Annotated in this window: 12 protein-coding genes and 1 CRISPR repeat array (1 of these 13 cut by a window edge); of the genes, 9 read left to right on the top strand and 3 right to left on the bottom strand. The window is 44.1% G+C overall.

Annotated elements, in window-relative coordinates; translation table 11 throughout:
• Positions 1-2,812: direct repeats of the CRISPR family, unit length 30 nt; unit sequence CCTTTAATCGCACCAGAGTGGAATTGAAAT (it extends 1,373 nt beyond the left edge of the window).
• Between the two features lie 99 nt (positions 2,813-2,911).
• Entirely contained in the window at positions 2,912-3,841 is a 930-nt protein-coding gene (locus AAG747_RS08775) for a bestrophin family protein (protein ID WP_346820783.1), read from the top strand.
• Between the two features lie 447 nt (positions 3,842-4,288).
• Here the strand turns inward: AAG747_RS08775 and AAG747_RS08780 are convergent, their stop codons facing one another.
• The gene (locus tag AAG747_RS08780; RefSeq protein WP_346820784.1) at positions 4,289-4,792 is read right to left on the bottom strand and encodes an RNA polymerase sigma-70 factor; all 504 of its coding nucleotides are present in this window, start codon (positions 4,790-4,792) and stop codon (positions 4,289-4,291) included.
• A gap of 280 nt (positions 4,793-5,072) precedes the next feature.
• Here AAG747_RS08780 and AAG747_RS08785 point away from each other — a divergent pair, with 280 nt between their 5' ends.
• The 6 genes from AAG747_RS08785 to AAG747_RS08810 all read left to right on the top strand — a co-directional run bounded on the left by AAG747_RS08785 (position 5,073) and on the right by AAG747_RS08810 (position 17,540).
• Positions 5,073-6,140 carry a FecR family protein gene (locus AAG747_RS08785; RefSeq protein ID WP_346820785.1) on the top strand — a complete coding sequence of 356 codons (1,068 nt, stop codon included), beginning with the start codon at positions 5,073-5,075 and terminating at the stop codon, positions 6,138-6,140.
• Positions 6,141-6,354: 214 nt separating this feature from the next.
• Complete coding sequence (locus tag AAG747_RS08790) at positions 6,355-9,714, top strand: TonB-dependent receptor (protein ID WP_346820786.1); 3,360 nt, start codon at positions 6,355-6,357, stop codon at positions 9,712-9,714.
• A 124-nt stretch (positions 9,715-9,838) separates the two neighbouring features.
• Positions 9,839-11,437, top strand: coding sequence for a RagB/SusD family nutrient uptake outer membrane protein (locus AAG747_RS08795; protein WP_346820787.1), 1,599 nt, complete (start codon positions 9,839-9,841; stop codon positions 11,435-11,437).
• A gap of 168 nt (positions 11,438-11,605) precedes the next feature.
• The gene (locus AAG747_RS08800) at positions 11,606-13,627 is read left to right on the top strand and encodes a zinc-dependent metalloprotease (RefSeq protein ID WP_346820788.1); all 2,022 of its coding nucleotides are present in this window, start codon (positions 11,606-11,608) and stop codon (positions 13,625-13,627) included.
• Positions 13,628-13,867: 240 nt separating this feature from the next.
• A complete protein-coding gene (locus AAG747_RS08805) occupies positions 13,868-15,355 on the top strand; it encodes a hypothetical protein (RefSeq protein ID WP_346820789.1) in 1,488 nt (495 codons plus the stop codon).
• 133 nt (positions 15,356-15,488) lie between these two features.
• Positions 15,489-17,540 carry a glucosidase family protein gene (locus AAG747_RS08810; RefSeq protein ID WP_346820790.1) on the top strand — a complete coding sequence of 684 codons (2,052 nt, stop codon included), beginning with the start codon at positions 15,489-15,491 and terminating at the stop codon, positions 17,538-17,540.
• Positions 17,541-17,623: 83 nt separating this feature from the next.
• Here AAG747_RS08810 and AAG747_RS08815 read toward each other — a convergent pair whose 3' ends face one another.
• Together AAG747_RS08815 and AAG747_RS08820 are read right to left on the bottom strand one after the other, a co-directional pair.
• Entirely contained in the window at positions 17,624-18,106 is a 483-nt protein-coding gene (locus tag AAG747_RS08815) for a DUF4864 domain-containing protein (protein ID WP_346820791.1), read from the bottom strand.
• Positions 18,107-18,419: 313 nt separating this feature from the next.
• Complete coding sequence (locus AAG747_RS08820; RefSeq protein WP_346820792.1) at positions 18,420-18,809, bottom strand: gamma-glutamylcyclotransferase family protein; 390 nt, start codon at positions 18,807-18,809, stop codon at positions 18,420-18,422.
• A 183-nt stretch (positions 18,810-18,992) separates the two neighbouring features.
• On the opposite strand from AAG747_RS08820, the gene AAG747_RS08825 reads away from it, so the two are divergent.
• Both AAG747_RS08825 and AAG747_RS08830 read left to right on the top strand, forming a co-directional pair.
• A complete protein-coding gene (locus AAG747_RS08825; RefSeq protein WP_346820793.1) occupies positions 18,993-19,637 on the top strand; it encodes an RNA polymerase sigma factor in 645 nt (214 codons plus the stop codon).
• 298 nt (positions 19,638-19,935) lie between these two features.
• Positions 19,936-20,973 carry a FecR family protein gene (locus AAG747_RS08830; protein WP_346820794.1) on the top strand — a complete coding sequence of 346 codons (1,038 nt, stop codon included), beginning with the start codon at positions 19,936-19,938 and terminating at the stop codon, positions 20,971-20,973.
• The last annotated feature ends 16 nt before the right edge of the window (positions 20,974-20,989 follow it).

Below are 20,989 nucleotides of genomic sequence, written 5' to 3' on the forward strand. Positions count from 1 at the left end.
TGAACGTGGCCCTTAATCGCACCAGAGTGGAATTGAAATAAATACGAGGATGACAGGAAACAGAAAAGGTCTATTCCCTTAATCGCACCAGAGTGGAATTGAAATATCAAGACAACCAGCGCTCCGGAAAGACCTTCGATTCCCTTAATCGCACCAGAGTGGAATTGAAATTGCCGACACCCCACTTTTGTTGACTTCTTCGCTGCACCCTTAATCGCACCAGAGTGGAATTGAAATCTGCCATAGTGGCGTTCGTGACTTTCTATTGGTCAGCCCTTAATCGCACCAGAGTGGAATTGAAATTTAACGACTCCAAACACAATCAATGTACAAAATAAACCCTTAATCGCACCAGAGTGGAATTGAAATCATCCTACCGGTCCGAAAATCATTAGTCCCTTTTTTCCCTTAATCGCACCAGAGTGGAATTGAAATGGTTTAAAATTGAGGTTAAGCTTAGCTCTTTCATAACCCTTAATCGCACCAGAGTGGAATTGAAATAACATACTTTGGAATTTGCCCCCGGTTTGTTCAACCCTTAATCGCACCAGAGTGGAATTGAAATTATCAAACCGGAACCCTCCGTATGGATGCTTGAAATACCCTTAATCGCACCAGAGTGGAATTGAAATTAGCTCCCTGAACGGGATCACCTAACTGATTCTTTACCCTTAATCGCACCAGAGTGGAATTGAAATCACGCATCTGGTGGCCAAATTCCAACCCGGTCATTGCCCTTAATCGCACCAGAGTGGAATTGAAATGGAGCATTTGCCCTCCTTACAAAAAACATTGACTATCCCTTAATCGCACCAGAGTGGAATTGAAATAAAATCCTTTTCCCGGAACAGCTCGCGGAACGCTTCCCCTTAATCGCACCAGAGTGGAATTGAAATGTCTTCGGGCCATTCTTGGATTTTCCACCTGTTTACCCTTAATCGCACCAGAGTGGAATTGAAATGTGTCCAAAACGCCTGTCAAGCCATCGAGCAAGGGGCCCTTAATCGCACCAGAGTGGAATTGAAATTCCAAGAAAATGATCCCGCTGAGGACACGTTTACACCCTTAATCGCACCAGAGTGGAATTGAAATGATTTTTTGATTTATAAAAAAAGTGCTTTTCACAAACCCTTAATCGCACCAGAGTGGAATTGAAATCTTATATTATTCATTTTATCATAAGAGGATTTTTTCCCTTAATCGCACCAGAGTGGAATTGAAATAATGGTAGTGAGGATGGTATGTGTTTTCTCTCCGGCCCTTAATCGCACCAGAGTGGAATTGAAATGGGATTTCAAATTCATCTGATCGGTTGACAAATTCTCCCTTAATCGCACCAGAGTGGAATTGAAATAATAACTTGTACTCCCGTTCTGGTATGAATTCTTGCCCCTTAATCGCACCAGAGTGGAATTGAAATAATCCGTCCGGGACTATGTGTGAGAAGTCCAACCGCCCCTTAATCGCACCAGAGTGGAATTGAAATATTGCAAAAGAAAATGACCCACAGGCATTAGGGTCACCCTTAATCGCACCAGAGTGGAATTGAAATATAATTCATCAAAATCAGTGTTAAGTAATGAATATACCCTTAATCGCACCAGAGTGGAATTGAAATTTATAACTGCGATGCGACCCCCCTGTACCTCCACTAGGTCCCTTAATCGCACCAGAGTGGAATTGAAATTTCAATGACTTTGAAGTTCAGCTTAAAATAAGGGTTCCCTTAATCGCACCAGAGTGGAATTGAAATTCGCTGGTAATGAAGGTATCTTTTTGCTTGGTTATTCCCTTAATCGCACCAGAGTGGAATTGAAATAAAACAGGCTTCAAAAGTATATTAAGGAAACCTATTCCCTTAATCGCACCAGAGTGGAATTGAAATGTCATGCCTTCCGCAATATCGTTCATAAGATCGATTCCCTTAATCGCACCAGAGTGGAATTGAAATATAATTCATCAAAATCAGTGTTAAGTAATGAATATACCCTTAATCGCACCAGAGTGGAATTGAAATTTATAACTGCGATGCGACCCCCCTGTACCTCCACTAGGTCCCTTAATCGCACCAGAGTGGAATTGAAATTTCAATGACTTTGAAGTTCAGCTTAAAATAAGGGTTCCCTTAATCGCACCAGAGTGGAATTGAAATTCGCTGGTAATGAAGGTATCTTTTTGCTTGGTTATTCCCTTAATCGCACCAGAGTGGAATTGAAATAAAACAGGCTTCAAAAGTATATTAAGGAAACCTATTCCCTTAATCGCACCAGAGTGGAATTGAAATGTCATGCCTTCCGCAATATCGTTCATAAGATCGATTCCCTTAATCGCACCAGAGTGGAATTGAAATTCCTTGGAGGCTCTGATTGTGTTTTCAATCGACTTTCCCTTAATCGCACCAGAGTGGAATTGAAATTGAGTCCAATTCTTCTCATGGCTGTCCATTTTATCCCCCTTAATCGCACCAGAGTGGAATTGAAATGAAAGAAATCTATGCGGAAGCACTTACTCATTTTATCCCTTAATCGCACCAGAGTGGAATTGAAATTGGATCGGGTAATGGTTCCCCCGGTGGTTTCGGTGACCTTTAATCGCACCAGAGTGGAATTGAAATCTCAATGCCCTCCGTGCCTTCTACAGGCCACACTTCCCTTTAATCGCACCAGAGTGGAATTGAAATTTGTAACAGATAAGTACCAAGCATTTGCGGTCACAGCCTTTAATCGCACCAGAGTGGAATTGAAATCGCATTCGGAGACTTGCGGATAGTTACCTTACCACACCTTTAATCGCACCAGAGTGGAATTGACTAAGCCTTTCGCTTCGACTTACTTAAAAAAATACCCGATTGCCTTTCTTTTCCCTCCCTTCTTCCTTTTTTTGCTTAGCGAAACTTGAATTTTTTGAAAATATGATTATTTACAATACCAAAAACTGGGCGAAGGCCTTTTACCGCATCTTACCTTTTACCAAAGAGTACAGCTCCCGTACCTTGAACCGGGCAACTCTGATTATCCTGATTTATAATACCCTGGTTACTCTGATACAAAAAGACCTGGTCAAGGAACATTTGGAGATTGACAATATCTATTTCAACTTCATCGGTACGGTCTTGGGCTTTGTGTTGGTGTTCCGTTTGAATACCGCCTACGGCAAGTGGTGGGAAGGACGCCAACTTTGGGGCAGCCTGGTGAATACCTGCCGGACCATAGCAGCGTATGCGCATACGGTACTCCCCGAAAAAGACCGGGACCAACGCGAATATTTTGCCTTACAGGTTACCAACTTTCCTTTTGCTTTGAAGGGACACTTACGGCAAAACTTCGACTGGGAGGATTTTGAAGAACCTGTGGCCAATTACAAACAAACCTTACAGAAGGTGTCGCATGTGCCTTTTCGGATTTCCGCTGACCTCAACGCTAAAGTCGAAAGTTTGCACAAGGCGGGCGTCTTTTCGGATATGGACAAATACCACCTGGCCCGGCAAGTACAACAGCTCAACGATATTATGGGAGGGTGCGAACGGATCAGAAATACTCCTTTGCCGTATGCTCATAGCAGTTTTATCAAAAAATTCCTGATCTTCTTTTGTGCCGCTTTGCCTTTTGGCTTATTAGATAGTTTTGGGTATTCTACGATCCTGTTGGCCTCGATGGTCTCGTATGCCATGTCCGCTTTGGAGATCATTTCCGAAGAGCTGGAAGAGCCTTTTGGCAAGGACCCTGACGACCTGCCTCTGAACCAACTTTCCACTACGATTCGCAAAAATGTATACGAAATACTTGAACAGAACCGGGCAGTACGCGAGGTGAAAAAAGTAGATTCGGTCATTGTATATTAAGCCAAGTTTAAGTTGTTTATTATTTTATAACATCCTGTAGAATCAATCGGGGTATTTTCAAATTAAATATTAAAATAGTACAATATAAAGTGCTTTTTTTGAATTTTTTATGAATTATAAAGGGAAAATAATGCAAGTTTTTAAAACTTTGCTACCTTTGTCAAAGAATACTTCAGGGCTGTATAGCAGTAAGGAGTTATTCCATTGTCGCCCACCTGCCTTTCGGTAGATTTTTTAGCTTGGTGATGATATTTTTTTAACTGCAAAAACTATATGTCCGTTGTAGGCCGCCTCAGCTTTCTGAAGCGGCTTTTTTGCTTTTACCCTCTGAGATATAAATGGAAGATGAAGGGACGGCAGCGCATTGTTTCCATCGTTCCGTTCCGGTAGGTTTTACCGTTGGCGGACTGCTCGTTTTGTATAGCCCGGAAATAGAGTTGCGGAGTGCTAGAGGTAGTCTTTTAATTCCTCTCTCAAGAACGCCAGCGCTTTGGACATATGGGATTCCACGGTTTTGGGAGACAAGTCCAGGGCCTCGGCTACTTCTTTGTATTTTAAACCTCCGAAGCGGTTGAGCAAAAAGACTTTTTTCACTTGGGGACTGAGTTGCTCCAGGGCCTGGTCGAGCAATTTTTCCAATTCAAATAATTCGGACGTTTGAACAAACGGCTCCTGAGGGTATTGGTTTTTGATCGCTTTCAGGTAGTTGCGATGCACCTTGGATTTATTCAAATAGTTGACACAATCATTGTGAACCGTACGGTACGTGTAGTTTTTCAGAAAGGATAAGGATGTGTAGATTTTCGGTTGGTTCCAAATTTTGACAAAGGCATTTTGTACCACTTCTTCGGCCTCTTTCATATCCGGAATGTATCTATGGGCATAGACACATAAAGGGGTATAATACTCATCAAATAACTGTTTGAAAAGTCGCTCTTTTTCCATTTTCATAGTTTCCTTTCGCTCACAGCGCTCCGGCTTGCTAGATTATATTCTTGATGGAGATCTCAAAGGGCCAGTCTGAACATCCAAATTTCAAAGCTAAGCAATAGCCTTTGTTCTTTCACAAAGTTCATCGAAAGAAAATTTAAAAAAAAAATTTCTCCGGAGATTCAGGGTGAAAGCGGGGGGTTCTTGTAATAACAATAGAAGGCCCTTCAAAAGGAAGTGAAGAATGTAGAAAAGATTGCTTGAGCAAGTGGAACAGAAGGGAAACCGTAACTGAACAGGAATGAAGGAACAACCGGAACATAAAGACTCTCTGGATAAGCTATTGGATAGCATCATCGGTAAAGACCGGCAAGAAATTGATCAGAAAGTCGCTTGGGAAAATATCCAACACCGGGTATTTTATGGCAATCGCCAAGGGTATTTCAGTCAAAAAGGTCCCCGGGCGGCACGGTTTACGGTGGCGGCAAGTATTGCCGGAGTCATGTTAGTATTGGGGGGCATCCTGGCGTATTTCCTGGTGTACAAGGCTTTACAACCCGAAGAACTCACAACGGTTACTTATCCGGCAGACGCCATTGTGTTGACATTGCCGGATGGAGAACAAATCAACTTGTCGGATGTGGAGGCCGCAGCTAAAGTGAAAGAGGCAAAGCTTGCCGTAGCGATAAACAAAAAGGGATTGGTGTATACAGGAGGCAGTGGAGAGCATCGCTTGCGGGTACCGGAGGGGCAACAGTACAAGGTAACGCTGACGGATGGAAGTGAAGTGTGGATCAACGGAGGTTCTGCCATCCGCTACCAGGTAGGTTTTCCGGAGCGGGACCGGGGGGTACAATTGAAAGGGGAGGCTTTCTTTAAAGTCCGTAAAAAACCCGAAAAGCCTTTTATTGTACATACCCGGAAGATGGAGATAAAAGTATTGGGCACCAGCTTTAATGTACAAGCCTACGAAGAAGATGCTGAAGCCGTTGCTACCTTGGTAGAGGGAAAAGTCAAAGCATTGCAAAATGCAAGAGAACAAGAATTACAACCGGGGCAACAGGTTGTAGCCCGTGAAAACATTGCGATGGAAGTGCACAATGTGGATACGGAAATCTTTACCGCCTGGATCGATGGGAAGTTGCGTTTTGAGAATAAAACGATGGAAGCGCTGCTATTGCAACTGGAGCGATGGTACGGCTTGGAGATTGTCTGCGGAGATACGGCCTTGCTTAGGCAGCGCTTTACCGGGCAGTTTTCCGAAGAGAGTATCGAACAAGTGCTTGACTATCTGAAAGTAATAGAAGAATTTAACTATACGGTAAATAAAAATGAAGATGGAAAAAAGCAAATTCTTATCCGCCCTTAGGCCTATAAGTGAAGCTTTTCAAAGGCAAAACCGTCTACTACATGCGGCCATGCGTCTAAGGATGGCCCAGTATTGAACGTAACCGCTTACTTGGCTTGAATCGGACTCAGGTAAGTGTAAAAAAAAACAGACACCCACTTCTTACTAATTGGACCCAGTAAGAGGACAGGTGTCTGCGAATAAATGGTTTCACTTAAATAGGTAACGCAAACTTATGAAAAAACGATTACTTTTTGCCCCTTGGCTAAGGGTAACTTTAGCGATGGGTAGACGGATTTCGTGTATCCTCCTCTTAACCAGTCTGGCATGCGGGCCTTTGCTGGCTGCAAGTAGCCCGGTGCGTGTGCAAACCGGCATTGATCTGGATCAACCGTTAACCTTACGGGAATTGTTCAATGTAATCATGGACAAGACGGAATATAGCGTTTTGTATAGCAATGAGGAAATTGATAATCAGGTAAAGGTGAAAGTGGACTTGGAGAAGTTGAATAAAGATGTAGAGAAATTTTTAAAACAAAGCCTGAAAGGTTCCGGGCTCTCATTCCGGATTGTAAACAAACAGATCATCATCAAATCTACTTCCCGCCAACAAAGTATACAATCTACTCGGGAGGAAGTATCGCCCGCTGCCCCGGTGCAGGAATCGCGGGTGAAAGGCGTGGTGACGGATGAAACCGGACAGGCCATGGTAGGGGTGAACGTGTTGGTGAAAGGCACCAGCAAGGGTACCACCACAGACCTGAATGGGGAATACAATTTGGTGGTGGATGAAGGAGATGTATTGTTATTTAGTTTTATCGGTTATATCACTTCGGAAATTCCCGTGGGGAATAGTTCGCAAATCAATGTGGATTTGAAGCCGGATGTGGCCCAACTAAGTGAAGTCGTGGTGGTAGGTTACGGTACACAGAAAAAAGTGAACCTGACCGGAGCCGTGTCGGCTGTAAAAGGAGAGGAAATTCTCAAAAGACCGGTAGCCAATACGACTCAGGCCTTGCAAGGAATGGTGCCGGGCTTGACCGTCATCGACCGTGGAGGGGCTCCCGGACAAGACAATTCGCAAATCCTTTTACGGGGTGTAGGTTCATTAAGTGCCGGTACCTACCCTTTGATCATTGTGGATGGAGTGCCACAAGATTGGAAAGACATTGATCCCAATGATATTGAAAGTATCTCGGTGCTTAAAGATGCCGCCTCGGCAGCCATTTACGGGGCCCGGGCTGCCAACGGAGTCATCCTGATTACGACCAAGCGAGGGAGCAAAGGAGGACTAAAGATGAATTATAACGGGTACTATGGAGTGCAAACGCCTGCCACCTTACCGGAAAGTGTCAGTGCCAAAGATTATTTTATGTTGGTGAACGAGGCCTATGTCAACGGTGGCCAGCCGGCAAAATACTCCGATGAATACATTCAAAAAACACTTTCCGGGGAAGATCCTGTCAATTATCCTTTTTACAATCTGTTTGAAGAGTTGTATAAGGATGCGCCCATTCAGAAGCATCATGTAAGTCTGGCCGGAGGGAATGATTTTGCCCGGGCCGCCATGTCGTTTAATTTCCAAGATCAGGACGGACTATTGAAAAATGTGAATAACAAACGATATGGTTTACGCTTGAATACGGATTTTACCGTTTCGCCAAAGCTGAACTTGGGAGTGGATGTGAATTACATCCGGAAAGAGCGCGAGTACCCTCACCGGATGGGAGAAGCCATCAATCAGATTGTCGGTAGTCCACCGAACATTTTATTAAAAAATCCGAAAGACGGAACGTATGGCTTAAACAAAAACAACAGTAACCCACTGGCGGCTTTGGAAGTGAGTGGTATGGATACCCGTGTGGATGAGGAATATTACTTGTCTTTAAAGGGTGATTATAAAATTATAGAAGGCCTTACGGCGACAGCCCGTGTGGCTTTGAACAGCGGAGCATACCGTTCTAAGGATGTACAGGCTTCGTACGATTTTGTGAATTATGCCAATGATTGGGTGAAGAGTTTTGTAAGGGAACAACGCTGGAATAGTAACGAACTCAACCTCCGCGGTTTGCTGAATTATGAAAAGGACTTTGGAAAGCACGGTATCAAAGTATTGGGAGGGTATTCCCGGATCGATTATAAAAACCATTACCTGCAAGGATATAGAGAGGACTTATACAACAACGATTATCCCGAGTTGAACCTGGGAAGTTTGGAAGGAGCCAAAGCCATCGGCTATCCCAGCACCTGGGGGCTGGAATCTTTTTTCGGAAGAGTGAACTACAGCTTTGCCGACCGCTATTTGTTGGAAGTGAACATTCGTAGAGACGGCTCATCCCGTTTTGCAAAAGGCAACCGTTGGGGAACCTTTCCTTCCGTATCGGCTGCCTGGAGAATCTCCGAAGAGGCGTTTATGCAGTCGTTGACTTTTATCGATAACCTGAAACTACGGGCTTCTTACGGTACCTTGGGGAATCAGGACATCGGCTTGTTCAAATATGCCAGTTATATCTCTGCTGACATCAGCCATAGTTATACCTTCAATAAGAATACGGTCCAAGGGTATACGCAAGAATATTATGCCAATACCAATATCAGTTGGGAAACGAGTAAAATGGTGGATGTGGGAATCGATTTATCGCTTTTCAACGGTAAACTGAATGTCGTAGCCGATTGGTTTGAAAAACGCACGGAAGGTTTGTTGCAGACTTTGCCCATTTCGAAGATGGTAGGTTTGGCGGCTTCCGAAGTAAATGCCGGGGATATGAAAAATACCGGATGGGAACTTGCCTTGACTCATAGGAACAGTCTTAACGATTTCAAGTATTCCGTAGGCGTGAATCTTTCGGATGTCAAAAATGAGTTGGTGGATTTAAAACGGGGCGGTGAGGTGATCACCTTCTGGGACCGCGATACGCAATGGATCCTTCAGGAAGGCAAGTCGGTCGGATCGATTTACGGGTATAAATCCGATGGTTTGTTCCAAAGTCAGGACGAAATTGATAAACATCCTACCCAATCCAACCACGATGATTTGAAACCGGGTGATATCAAATTGGTAGATCTTAACGGAGATGGTGTCGTGGACGAAGAGGACCGGACCATTATCGGGAATAATATTCCAAGGTATACGTTCGGGCTCAACCTGTCTGCACAATACAAGGGGTTTGACTTTGCTGCCTTTTTCCAAGGGGTAATGAAGGTCGATAATTACTACTATGGTGCGGCTAATGAAGGAGCCAACTTTGAAAACTTTACCTCAACCCGGGTACTGGACCGCTGGACCGAAAGCAACCCCGGAGGAACCTTCCCGCGATTGGAAGTGGCTTCTAATAAAAACAATTCCTTGCGAAGTGATTTCTGGGTGAGGGATGCCTCTTATTTTCGTCTGAAAAACATTCAGTTGGGATATACCTTCCCCTCTGTTTGGACGGAAAAGATAAAAATCGAACGGGCCAGAGTGTATGTAGGAGGGACGAACCTGTTTACAATCACCGATGTAGAGTCCGGTCTGGATCCCGAAAATTACAGTGGCCGGCCTACGTATTACCCTCCGGTAACTATTTATAGTATGGGTGTGAATTTAACCTTCTAACCCATCGTATTTATTTTCTTTTTGGGATAATGTTAATTGTAAATTTTTGAATGTTAGGGGTTTGTGTTGTTGAGTGTTTGTGAGAAACAACATTTTTAAGCTTATCCAAACAAACATTACGATTATGAAATGTAAATTTATCTATATACTCCTCTCTCTGTTTTTGTTGAGTGCTTGTCAGGATGATTTCCTGGACAGGACTCCGGGAGACCAAATCAGTTCCGAAATCTTTTTTACCCAGGAAAAGGACTTCCTGTTTGCGCTGAACGCGGTGTACGATGCTTTGGATGGGGAAGCCCTGCTTTGGTACGAATCCTGGACGGATAATGCCAAAACGAATCATTCCTGGAATCCCGGGTTTTATATGGCCCGTGGTAGTGGCGATGCCAGTGACGGTTTTGTGGCCAGTCAATGGGGCCGGTATTTTTCGGCCATCCAAGGAGCCAACCGGATTATCAATAATATCGACAAGCCGGAACATTTTGATCCGGATGTCAAAGCGGAAGTATTGGGACAAGCCAAATTTCTCAGGGCTTATTTTTACCATGAAGTAACCATGCTGTTTGGCAATGTGCCTTTGTTGTTGGAAAGCATTACTCCGGAAGAAGCAAAAGAGGTTAGCAAAACTTCTCAAACGGAAATTTTGAGTTTTCTGGCCCGGGAACTGAGTGAAGCGGAAGCGATGTTGCCGGTCAGCTATTCGGATACGGAGAAGGGTAGAGCTACCAAAGGGGCGGCTTTAGCTTTGAAAGCGCGGATTCTGTTGTTCAATCACAACTATGCGGAAGCTGCCGAGGCTGCCGAAGCGGTGATCAACTTGAATACCTACGAATTGTATCCGGACTATTTCAAATTGTTCACCAGCTATGAGGCGGAGTATTCCAATGAAAACGTATTTGATGCTCAATACAATGGGGAAGACAATGTAGACAATTGGATCACCCAAAACTGGGCGGCCCAGTCCGGTGGGGGATGGAGTGTAACGACACCTACCCGTTCTCTGGTGGATGCCTATGAATGTACGGATGGCTTGCCGATAGATAAATCGCCTTTGTACGATTGGGAGAATCCTTACGAAAACCGCGATCCCCGGCTGGCCATGTCTATTTTGTATCCGGGTCGCGAGTGGTTAGGAGGGGTGTATAACACCGTGCCCGGTGCTACTTATCCGGGCAAGGATGTGGTGAACGGTGATGCTCTGGGAGATGGCTATGGCCAAGAGTGGAACAAAACCAAAACCGGGTACAACTGGTTGAAAAACTTGCGGTTGGAAGATTTGGGTACGGACAATGTCTGGGACGGAGCAGGCAATGTGTACCTGATCCGTTATGCGGAAGTCTTATTGACGTATGCAGAAGCCAAAATTGAAGCGGGTAGTATTGATGCTTCCGTACTGGAGGCGATCAATACCGTCCGTGACCGGGCCGGAATGCCAGCTGTCACCACCACGGATCAGGCCGCTTTGCGGGAGATTGTAAGAAGGGAACGGAGAGTGGAGTTGGCTTTTGAAGGTTTGAGATTGTTTGATATCCGCAGGTGGAAGGTTGCCGAAGAAGTGTTGAATACCAAGGTGTTCGGGATTTATTATGTCAATACGGAGAGTGGAGAACGGGATTCTTTATTTGTAGAAGAAAGAAGTTTCAATAAGGAGAGGGATTATTTATGGCCGATTCCGCAAGAGGAAATCGATGTGAGTGGTATTGAACAGAACCCGGGATGGTAATATGAATTTTTGTGTCTTCAGGGTGTATACAGTAAGAGTGTTTTTACTGTATACACCTGGACATATAAGAAGTCTATGGTTTAAATCTCACCGACTATGAGCCACTTACGTCTTTTATTATTCTTTTCCTTTATTTTCAGTCATTGCTGTTTTTGGGGAACTAAAACAATGGCCCAGAATGCCATCGGTTGTGTGACCGACCAGGCAATGGAGACGTTTTACAGATTACATCCTGATGTACAGCAGCACCGGAAAACCCGGTACAAAGTTCAGAAAAAACAGCTGGATGGGTGGAATAACAACTATATCATCCCAGTGGTCTTTCATATCAATGATCCGGAAGATCCGCATAAGGTGACTATGGAGCAAATTCAGTCGGCTATGGAGATTCTGAACGAAGATTTTAATGCGGCAAACCCGGACTTTTCCTGGATTGACCCGGACTTTGCCCCTTTGGCAGCCAATGTAGGGATAGAGTTTCGTTTGGCACGTTTCGATCCGGAAGGCAACCCAAGCACCGGAGTGACTTATCATACGAACAATTATACGGGAAGGGAACCGGATGGCCTGGGTTCTGCCATCAAAAAGGTAGCCTATTGGCCCGGAGAACACTATTTGAACATTTGGATTTGCGGAGAGGTGGAACAGAAAGGGGTACCGAACAATTCCGGTTGGGCCTTCTTGCCGGAAGATGCCGTTTTCGAAGCGGGACTTGACGGGATTGTATACAATTGGCGCTATTTGGGACGTCCCGGTGTGGGCTGTTCCGAAACGCAAGGGCAGGCACATATGTCGAGAGTGCTGACTCATGAGGTAGGGCATTATCTAGGATTGGAACATACTTTTAAAGGGGAATGCGATGACAGAGACGGGATTCCGGATACGCCTCCTACCAAGGTTCAGGAGGCGTGTGATAAAGAACATAGTCCTTGTGGGGTAAAGGCTAATGTGGAGAATTATATGGATTATTCTTCTTGTTCGAAAATGTTTACCAATGGACAGAAATACCGGATGATGGAGGCACTGAACAGTGTGGTTGCTCAACGAAATTCTTTGTGGTCACCGGAAAACCTGGAAAATACTTTGGGAATCGGTTTGCAGGGGGCTTGGTTGGCTTTTTCCTCCACTTTCTTCCGTGAATCATTGGACAATGATGGGAGCATTGCCGATTCTGTCATCATCAGTTTGGAAGGAGTCGGTGCTTTTGTGGAAAACCAAGGCTTTTTAGCCGAAGGAATTCACTTTGACCTGTATCACCTTTCCGAAGGTTTGAATGCCAGGGCAGAAGTAGTAAACGATACGGCTGTTTTACTTACCTTACAGGGAAAAGCCATTCATCATATCAATACAGATGATGTTTTTAACTTGAAAATCGAATTCTATGAACAGGCTTTTCAAGAACCAACAGAGGTGTTGAATCCTGTGACGGATCAATTGATGATCAACTTTTACGATCCTTTTCAAATTGTCTATCAAAACATTCTGGATGTAAAAGTGAATGCTTCGGAAGCGGAAGAATATGCAGGGTTTTATTTAGGGGTCGGTAATGCCGAATATGCCATCCGGTACAATGATTTCGTCAAACAGTTTCAAATCGAAACGCATAAAAAAGAATTAGCCTGTTTCCCCGGTTCACTCAAGGTAGAGCCGTTGGCATACGGGGAAATGATTGACGGAATGCGTTCCTTTACCACTCCCAAGCCTTATCCTGATTTGCATGAAGTCTACTCGGAAGCGTACCCGGACTGGAAGGGAAAGAAGGCGTATGTAGGGATCCGGTTTAACATCGGGAACGAAGTGCATTACGGTTGGTTACAAGTAGAAATTTCCAGAACCGGCCAACGGATGGCATTGCTGGATTATGCTTATCATGAAAAACCGGGAGAGGGGCTTTTTGCCGGTCAGAAAGAAGCCGGTCAGGTGCTGAGCAACGGAGACAAAAACAAACGGGAAGCCTTGTTTTCGGTTTACCCGAATCCCGGAAGCGGCCTGTATCAGTTGGAAGTGCCTGTTGGGGAAAGAGTTTTGGCGTATCAGGTGTATGATATGCGGGGAAAACGGCTCATTAGTCAAGCTTGGGATTTTTCGATACTTCCGGAAATTGATTTGAGGGGCTTTACCGGAGCTGCGTATGTTTTGGAAATTGTCACCCGGAAGGGATTTGTGAGAAAGAAAATTTTAAAATATTAAATAGCAGTTCGAGACCTTCCAGGTTTCTGAAACCTGGAAGGTCTTATCCCCATAGTATTTCTGTTTAATAAATTGTCACCCTCTTATAATTCTTGAACAGACCACTGGGCGTAAGCCAGGGTACATGTATGGCAATAAAGGAATTTGCATCCTCCAAGAAACCTTCCAGGTTTTTAAAACCTGGAAGGTTTCGGCAGGGAGCTGTATTTTCAATGAACTATCTAAATATAATTTTTATCAATGAAATCACTTTTTAAGAATCCCTTGTGGATACTTCTGCTATGTTTCGCATGCACTTCACCGGAAGAAGAAAAACTCAAGGAAAAAGAACCTGATAAGGAGTCGAAAACGTTGAGGTTCACTTCTTCCAATGCCCGGCTCGAAAAGAGTTTTGATTGGGCCCGGAAAACGGCTTTAAGTTATGTAGGAGCAAGCACTGACCCGGTGGGACCCTGGTATGAAGCGGCTTTGCCCCAACGGGAGGCCTTTTGTATGCGGGATGTGGCGCATCAGACCATCGGGGCGGAAATATTAGGATTGGGAGTACAGAACCAGAATATGTTGCACAAGTTTGCTAAAAATATTTCACAGTCTAAGGACTGGTGTTCTTTTTGGGAAATAAACCGCCAGGACCAACCGGCACCGGCAGACTATCGCAACGACAGGGAGTTTTGGTATAACCTGAATGCTAATTTTGATGTGGTCCAGGCCTGTTGGCGAACTTACCTATGGACAGGCAATCAAACCTATCTGGAGAATGCCGGATTTTTATATTTTTATGAAAAATCCTTGGATGAATATGCTGCACATTGGAAGCTGTTGCCGGAGGAAATTATGGAAAGGCCCCGGTACATGCATACTCCCGAACCCTTCGATACCCATGATAATTTTCATACATGCCGGGGCTTGCCCTCTTATGTTGAAAATTTCAGGGAGATGACATGTAGTGCGGATTTGCTGGCGAGCCTTTACCAAGGCTACCGGAGTTATGCCCAATTATTAACCCATCGTGGAGAAAATCAAAGGAGTCAGGAGTACCTGACGAAGGCTGAAAGTTACCGTGCCTTGCTGGAAGAACGCTGGTGGGACGAAACACGACAACGCTATCATACCTTTTGGACAGAAAATGGAGACTTTGCTCAAGGAGAAGGAGAAACCATGATCTTATGGTTTGGAATTGCTCAAGATCCATCCCGGATTCGGGCCACTTTGAACAACCTGTTTGCCAGAGATTGGAATGTAGAAAACATTTCCCACTTTCCTGCACTCTTGTCGCGGTATGGGTATTTTCCAAAAGCATTGGAATACATCTATTATTTGACCGATCCTTCAACACCCCGGAGAGAGTACCCTGAAGTGTCTTTTGGGGTAATGGAAGGAGTGGTGGCAGGGTTGATGGGAATCGAACCGTATGCCCCCGAAAACCGGGTGGTTACCCGTCCCGGCCTTAGTTCCGAAACGGAGTCGGAGTGGATGCGAATTGAAAACCTCCCCGTTTTGAATACATACATTTCCGTAAAACATCATAATCAACAAAGAACAAGCTTCAAAAACCTGGGAGAAAAAAGCTTACAGTGGAAAGCGGTATTTCCGGGAACCTCTGAAACACTTGAAATAAACGGAAAGGCCGTAGGTACTATGACAGAAACTGACCCTTTGGGCAATCCTTATGTTTATGCGATAGTCACCGTACAGCCCGGAGAGGAGGCTGTTGCCGAGGCGAAATAATACAAGGATGTAGGAAGGGCAGTGTATATGTTCTAACCGTTTCCCTCAACCCTATGATGGTACCAATACAATGTCCGTAATAGGTTTTCAATCAATGATTTCAGAAGATATAATTTTTATTAATTCCATTTCAATGAAAAAAACTATAAGCATCCTGATCGGGCTTTTTTTGTTTTTCCAAGCTTGTCAGCCAAGTGAACAACAGAAGAGTTCTCGAGAAGTGTTTGACACACAAGAAATTGATGCCGCTTTATCGGGCATGAAAAATCGTTGGAAGGAGCAAGGAGATGCGATTGTTTGGGAGGTAAAAGATTCCCATACGGATCATTTGGAGTTTAGTGGGCGAAAGGTATCTGCTGTGGTGTACTACGGGGCCGACAGCACCGGACAGTTGGTGTTACACCGCAGGGTAGTGTGGCCAATGCTGCGCACTATTCCGAATGATACACATGCCAGCTCCATTCATGATTTTGATTCGGAAATCAATCCCATATTGCGTATCAATGGAGAGGAGCTACATCGAGAGCAGCCTTTTGAAGTGAGTTTTAACGGCATCTTAACCCTTCGCTCCGAAACGGGGAAACATTTGGAAATTCAACGCCAACTTTCACCCAGTACCCACTTACCAGTGATTGTTGAAAAGATTACGTATAAAAATACAGGCGCCTCATCTATGGATTTGGAAATTGCTCCGGTGTATCAACAGGTCGAAACCGCGGAAGAGAAAGGAGTATCAGGAGCGTATGTATTTGAAGTCCGGTCGGATACCAGTGGTGTGTTTTCCCTGCAACCTGGTGAAAGTTGCAGGGTAGGAATACAAATTGCCGGGCGGAAGGTCTCTACCGCGCCTTTGAAAGTCGGTGTCGAACAAGAATTAAGGCTTCGGGAAGGCTATTTGCGTTCGTTGCAAAACAAATTGGTGTTGGAATGTCCGGACCCGGTGTTGAACCAAATGTTTGCCTTTGCTAAAATTCGAGCAGCAGAAAGTATTTTTGAAACGCAAGGCGGATTGATGCACGGTCCGGGGGGCACGCGTTATTATGCCGCCATTTGGGCCAATGACCAGGCAGAGTATATCAATCCTTTTTTTCCCTTTTTGGGAGACAGCACCGGCAATGCTTCTGCCATGAATTCATTCCGGCATTTTGCCCGGTTTATGAATGACGAATTCAAGCCGATTCCTTCTTCGATTGTTGCCGAAGGAACGGATATCTGGAACGGTGCCGGCGACCGGGGAGACATGGCCATGATCGCTTATGGGGCTTCCCGGTTTGCTTTGGAAATGGGCCATCCGGAAATAGCCGAAGAACTTTGGCCACTGATTAATTGGTGTCTGGAATATTTGGAAAGAAAGAAGACTCCGGAAGGAGTTTATGCTTCGGATACCGATGAACTGGAAAACCGTTTCCCCGCAGGTAAAGCCAATTTGAGTACTGCGATGTTGACCTACGGTGCTTTGCGGAGTACCACCTATTTGTGTGAAGAGTTAGGTAAAAAAGAGGAAGCCGGCATTTTTGCCCAACGGGCAGACCAACTTAGGACTGATATAGAAGCGTATTTTGGTGCGGAGGTACAAGGCTATGCTACCTACCGCTATTTTGAAGGAAATGATAAGCTGCGATCCTGGATCTGTATTCCTTTGACTATGGGAATGTTTGAACGGAAAGACGAAACCATCAGGGCCTTGTTATCCCCTCACCTCTGGAGCAAGGATGGGGTGTATACCGAAGCCGGAAGCGATACCTTTTGGGACCGCTCGACCTTGTATGCATTCCGGGGGATTTTTGCCGCCGGAGAAGTGGAAACCGCTCTGAAATATTTTAAATATTATTCGCAAAAGCGACTGCTGGGAGAGCATGTTCCCTATGCCGTAGAAGCCTGGCCGGAAGGGAACCAACGTCACCTTTCGGCAGAAAGCGGTTTGTATTGCAGAGTAGTGACCGAAGGCCTTTTCGGAATCGAACCTACAGGCTTTCAGCAATTCAGCTGTCTTCCGCGCTTACCGGAAGCTTGGCCACAAATGCAATTAAAACAGGTGCAGGCTTTTGGAAGGTCATTTGATATCAATGTCTTCCGTGACGGAGAAAAGGTAAAAGTCGCAGTAACTGCGGATGGCGACACTAAAGTGAAAGAAGTGAAAGATAATACACCGGTAATGGTAGATCTTTCAAATCTGGGAAACTGAATAGGTGACATAAGTAATTAATCTTTAACATTATTGGTTTGGTTCCAATTGCAAAAGCATCCGTCTTTTATGGGCGGGTGTTTTTATACTTGCGGTGCCGGAAGGGCTTTTAAATATGCAATATTGTCGGTGAGCCAACCTGAATGATACTTGGTCAGTTCAAACATAAAGGTAAATGCTTTGCCCTCATGGTTAATCACTTTTACCAATTGTTGAGCGCGTTCACCATGGACGTCCAAAGCCATTAATTCGAAATGTTGACAGTTTAACAGCTCTTTACAAAATGAGTTTTTGAGCTGAAAGCTATATTGTTCCCAACCGCCATTTTGCCACTTTTGTTGAGGAGAGGTAAACTGATAAGCGTGTTGGATTCCTTTGTCGTCCAACGGGTTGGTTTGAAGTGCTTTTAGTTGCTGTTGAACTACATCCATGGGACTCAAGTCGGCCGGAGAAGTAGAAAGCGTATTTTGGGCGGTATGGGAAGTTAATATTATGCTTAAGATAATGATGGCGACCACAAACATCAAGTGGACCAGAATTTTTGCGTGGGTTTTGGAATAACTCATAGCCTCACGGTTCATTAGAATGACAAAGCTAGTTGGAGGATTATAGGGTTGGTTTATCCGGTATTAGTAATTAGTAAAGTTGGTAATTTATGGGGAGTATCTTAATAACTAAAGATACGAAAAAATCAGAGAAGAGGAGAAATGTATTGAAAATGTGTTAACGATTATTATCAGTTCCCAGTAAAAAAAAGAAGACGTGGGTCTGAAAAAAGCAAAATCGTCAATACCAACAGAGGCTGTAAAAAAGGCCGGAATATCTCCTCCCGGATTTATGATACCCTACTCTCCTTCAATCCTTCCTTCCTTCAATCCTTCAACCTTCGAAAACCCCCGAAGGGATCCTTTCCAGTGCATAGTTGTTGGCATTTCCTACATAGCTCCAGGCAGAAAGGGGAACCGGAGCAATTGCCGGACAGTTTACAGGAATTATTTGACGCAAGTATTCACTCTTTTCAGGGGCTGAGGGGTCATACCCTTCATAGCGGTCTAATGTCCGGAAAAGCATTTCCGGAGCGGTAGCTTCTGATAGTTGAAAAATTTCCCCGTGTACTTGTTTTTCTGATTGCGGGTCGTATACGGCAATGGGGTAACCGAATTGCCAACGCACCAAATACATTCGTCCGGGAAAACTCCCTGTACCAACAAATTGTGCCATCGGGTTGTGAAACGAAGATTGTAAGGTGCCATAAACGAATAAATACATGAGTATGATTGGGGAATAAACCGGAGCCGAATACATGAAAGAGAACAACCTTTTTTTAAAGGCCTGTATATTTCAAGAAAAGCCTGCTCCCTCAAAAATACAGATCTTTCAAAGGGAAAATACATAATTTTTTTAAATTTGGCCTTTAAACAAAATTGACTTGCCACAGAAGATACGTTGGTCATGACATTCCTTTCAAACGCTCCTAATTGTACTCCTGACGATACCGATGAGCAAGCCTTGTGGGCAGACTTCAAACAAGGCGACAATCAGGCTTTTATGACTATTTATACTCGTTACTGCCAAACTTTGTACGCCTATGCCTATCAGTTTCGTCCGGAAGAAGCTTATCTGAAAGATGTCATTCAAGAGCTATTTTTACATTTGAAAAAAAACAGGGAAACCTTGGGCGAGGTAAAGTCGATTAAGGCGTACTTGTTTAGTACCATACGTAGACGTTTGCTCAAAGAGAATAAAAAAGAACGCAACCTTCCTTTTTTTTCTCTTTCGGATCATCACAAAGGTTTTCAAATTACCCTATCTCCTGAGGTATTGATGATACAAGAGCAAACTGCCCAAAACCGTAAAAATCAATTGGAAAACGCACTCAATAAATTAACTGCCCGGCAACGGGAAGCTATCTTACATTTTTATTACGAGGAATTGTCCTATGAAGAAGTTGCTTCTGTCATGGGTTTACGAAATGTCAAGTCTGCCCGTAAATTGATCTATAGAGCTTTGGATGCCTTGAAAAAAGAATTTTCACTATTGGTAAAAACGGTGATTTCTTTGTTTCTTTCGAGCTGTTTATGGCTTTGTAAAAAATAGTGGAGATAGTAGATCCGACTGGAAAAAGTTGTGTTCACAGCAAGAAAATGCTTTTCTTTTGGGGTAAATATACTGTTTTTCAGTAGTTTGAATAGTATGTGATTTTCTGTTAAAATTTGACGATAGCTTGGTTTTTACTGGGTGAACTTGGAAGTCTTTTTCTTCATTTAAAAAAAAACTCAAAATAAACTGAAGCATATGGGGTCACTGGGAAGGTAAAAGGCTCTATAGAAGCAACGTGGAGAATTTAGTATCGAATGGTGTTAGCCACAGCCACCTTTACAAGGAATACAAGAGTATGCAAAAATACGCTACATATCAATTAAAGGATTTTTTATCAGATGAAGATTTTGTGAAATGGGCAAAAGGGCTCAAGGAGGAAGATGCTTTGCCTTGGCAGGAACTGATGCGGCGATTTCCTGAAAAAAAACCTCTTATTGAAAAAGCTCAACGAATAATCCGGACTGTGCGATATGCCAGTACTCCTCAAATGAGTCAAGAAAATTACCAGGCGATTATGCATACACTTCAACAAGAAAATGCTCCCGTTCTTCGGCCTGTGCACCGACCCTCCGGGCAAATTCATTGGAGAACTTTGGCAGCCTCCATCGTGCTCTTTTTATTGTGTTTGACAGGGTTTTTCTGGTGGGAAACTCAGGATATGCCCGAAGCAAATCCTTCGGAGAAGGAAGACTATATTGTAAAAACTACCCGAAAGGGGCAGCAATTAGCCGTTTCGCTACCGGATGGTTCCATTGTGCGGTTGAATGCCGATAGTCAGCTCAAAATACCCCGGCAGTTTTCCAAAAGCACCCGTAAAGTGCTATTACAAGGAGAGGCCTTTTTTCAAGTTGCTAAAGACCAGGTTCATCCTTTTCGTATCTGTTCCGGAGAAGTCGTTACTATGGTATTGGGTACCTCTTTTAACGTAAAAGCCTATCCGGAGGAGGCGATAGAAGTGGCTGTTTTTAGTGGTAAAGTAAAGGTTAATAACAATGTGAAAAACAAAAGTTCCTTGTCACAAGAAATCACACTGACTGCCCGGCAAGCCGTGAGCATCTATCAAGACCGTATGCATAAACTGGAGGAATTTGATCCCTTAAGACATCAAGGCTGGAAAGATAAAATCATCTATTTTGAACAAGCTGGTTTTGAAGAAGTGAGCCGCTTGTTAGAGCGCTGGTATGGGGTAACGTTTGTCGTACATCAGCCGGTACAAGGAACTTTCAATGGAACTTTTAAAAATTTAAGCCTTCCCGAAGTACTGAAGGGCTTGGACTATACCGCTAAATTTTCTTTCCGTATCCAGGCTGATACGGTATTCATTAATCCTTAAAAAGTACAATGATGCC

The organism is Rapidithrix thailandica (assembly GCF_039710355.1).
GTDB lineage: Bacteria > Bacteroidota > Bacteroidia > Cytophagales > Flammeovirgaceae > Rapidithrix > Rapidithrix thailandica.

Coding starts and splice junctions, on each gene's coding strand:
- AAG747_RS08815 (WP_346820791.1), bottom strand. CDS start 18,106: ATGAGTTATTCCAAAACCCACGCAAAAATTCTGGTCCACTTGATGTTT.
- AAG747_RS08790 (WP_346820786.1), top strand. CDS start 6,355: ATGAAAAAACGATTACTTTTTGCCCCTTGGCTAAGGGTAACTTTAGCG.
- AAG747_RS08800 (WP_346820788.1), top strand. CDS start 11,606: ATGGCCCAGAATGCCATCGGTTGTGTGACCGACCAGGCAATGGAGACG.
- AAG747_RS08830 (WP_346820794.1), top strand. CDS start 19,936: ATGCAAAAATACGCTACATATCAATTAAAGGATTTTTTATCAGATGAA.
- AAG747_RS08785 (WP_346820785.1), top strand. CDS start 5,073: ATGAAGGAACAACCGGAACATAAAGACTCTCTGGATAAGCTATTGGAT.
- AAG747_RS08780 (WP_346820784.1), bottom strand. CDS start 4,792: ATGAAAATGGAAAAAGAGCGACTTTTCAAACAGTTATTTGATGAGTAT.
- AAG747_RS08795 (WP_346820787.1), top strand. CDS start 9,839: ATGAAATGTAAATTTATCTATATACTCCTCTCTCTGTTTTTGTTGAGT.
- AAG747_RS08805 (WP_346820789.1), top strand. CDS start 13,868: ATGAAATCACTTTTTAAGAATCCCTTGTGGATACTTCTGCTATGTTTC.
- AAG747_RS08825 (WP_346820793.1), top strand. CDS start 18,993: ATGACATTCCTTTCAAACGCTCCTAATTGTACTCCTGACGATACCGAT.
- AAG747_RS08775 (WP_346820783.1), top strand. CDS start 2,912: ATGATTATTTACAATACCAAAAACTGGGCGAAGGCCTTTTACCGCATC.
- AAG747_RS08820 (WP_346820792.1), bottom strand. CDS start 18,809: ATGTATTTATTCGTTTATGGCACCTTACAATCTTCGTTTCACAACCCG.
- AAG747_RS08810 (WP_346820790.1), top strand. CDS start 15,489: ATGAAAAAAACTATAAGCATCCTGATCGGGCTTTTTTTGTTTTTCCAA.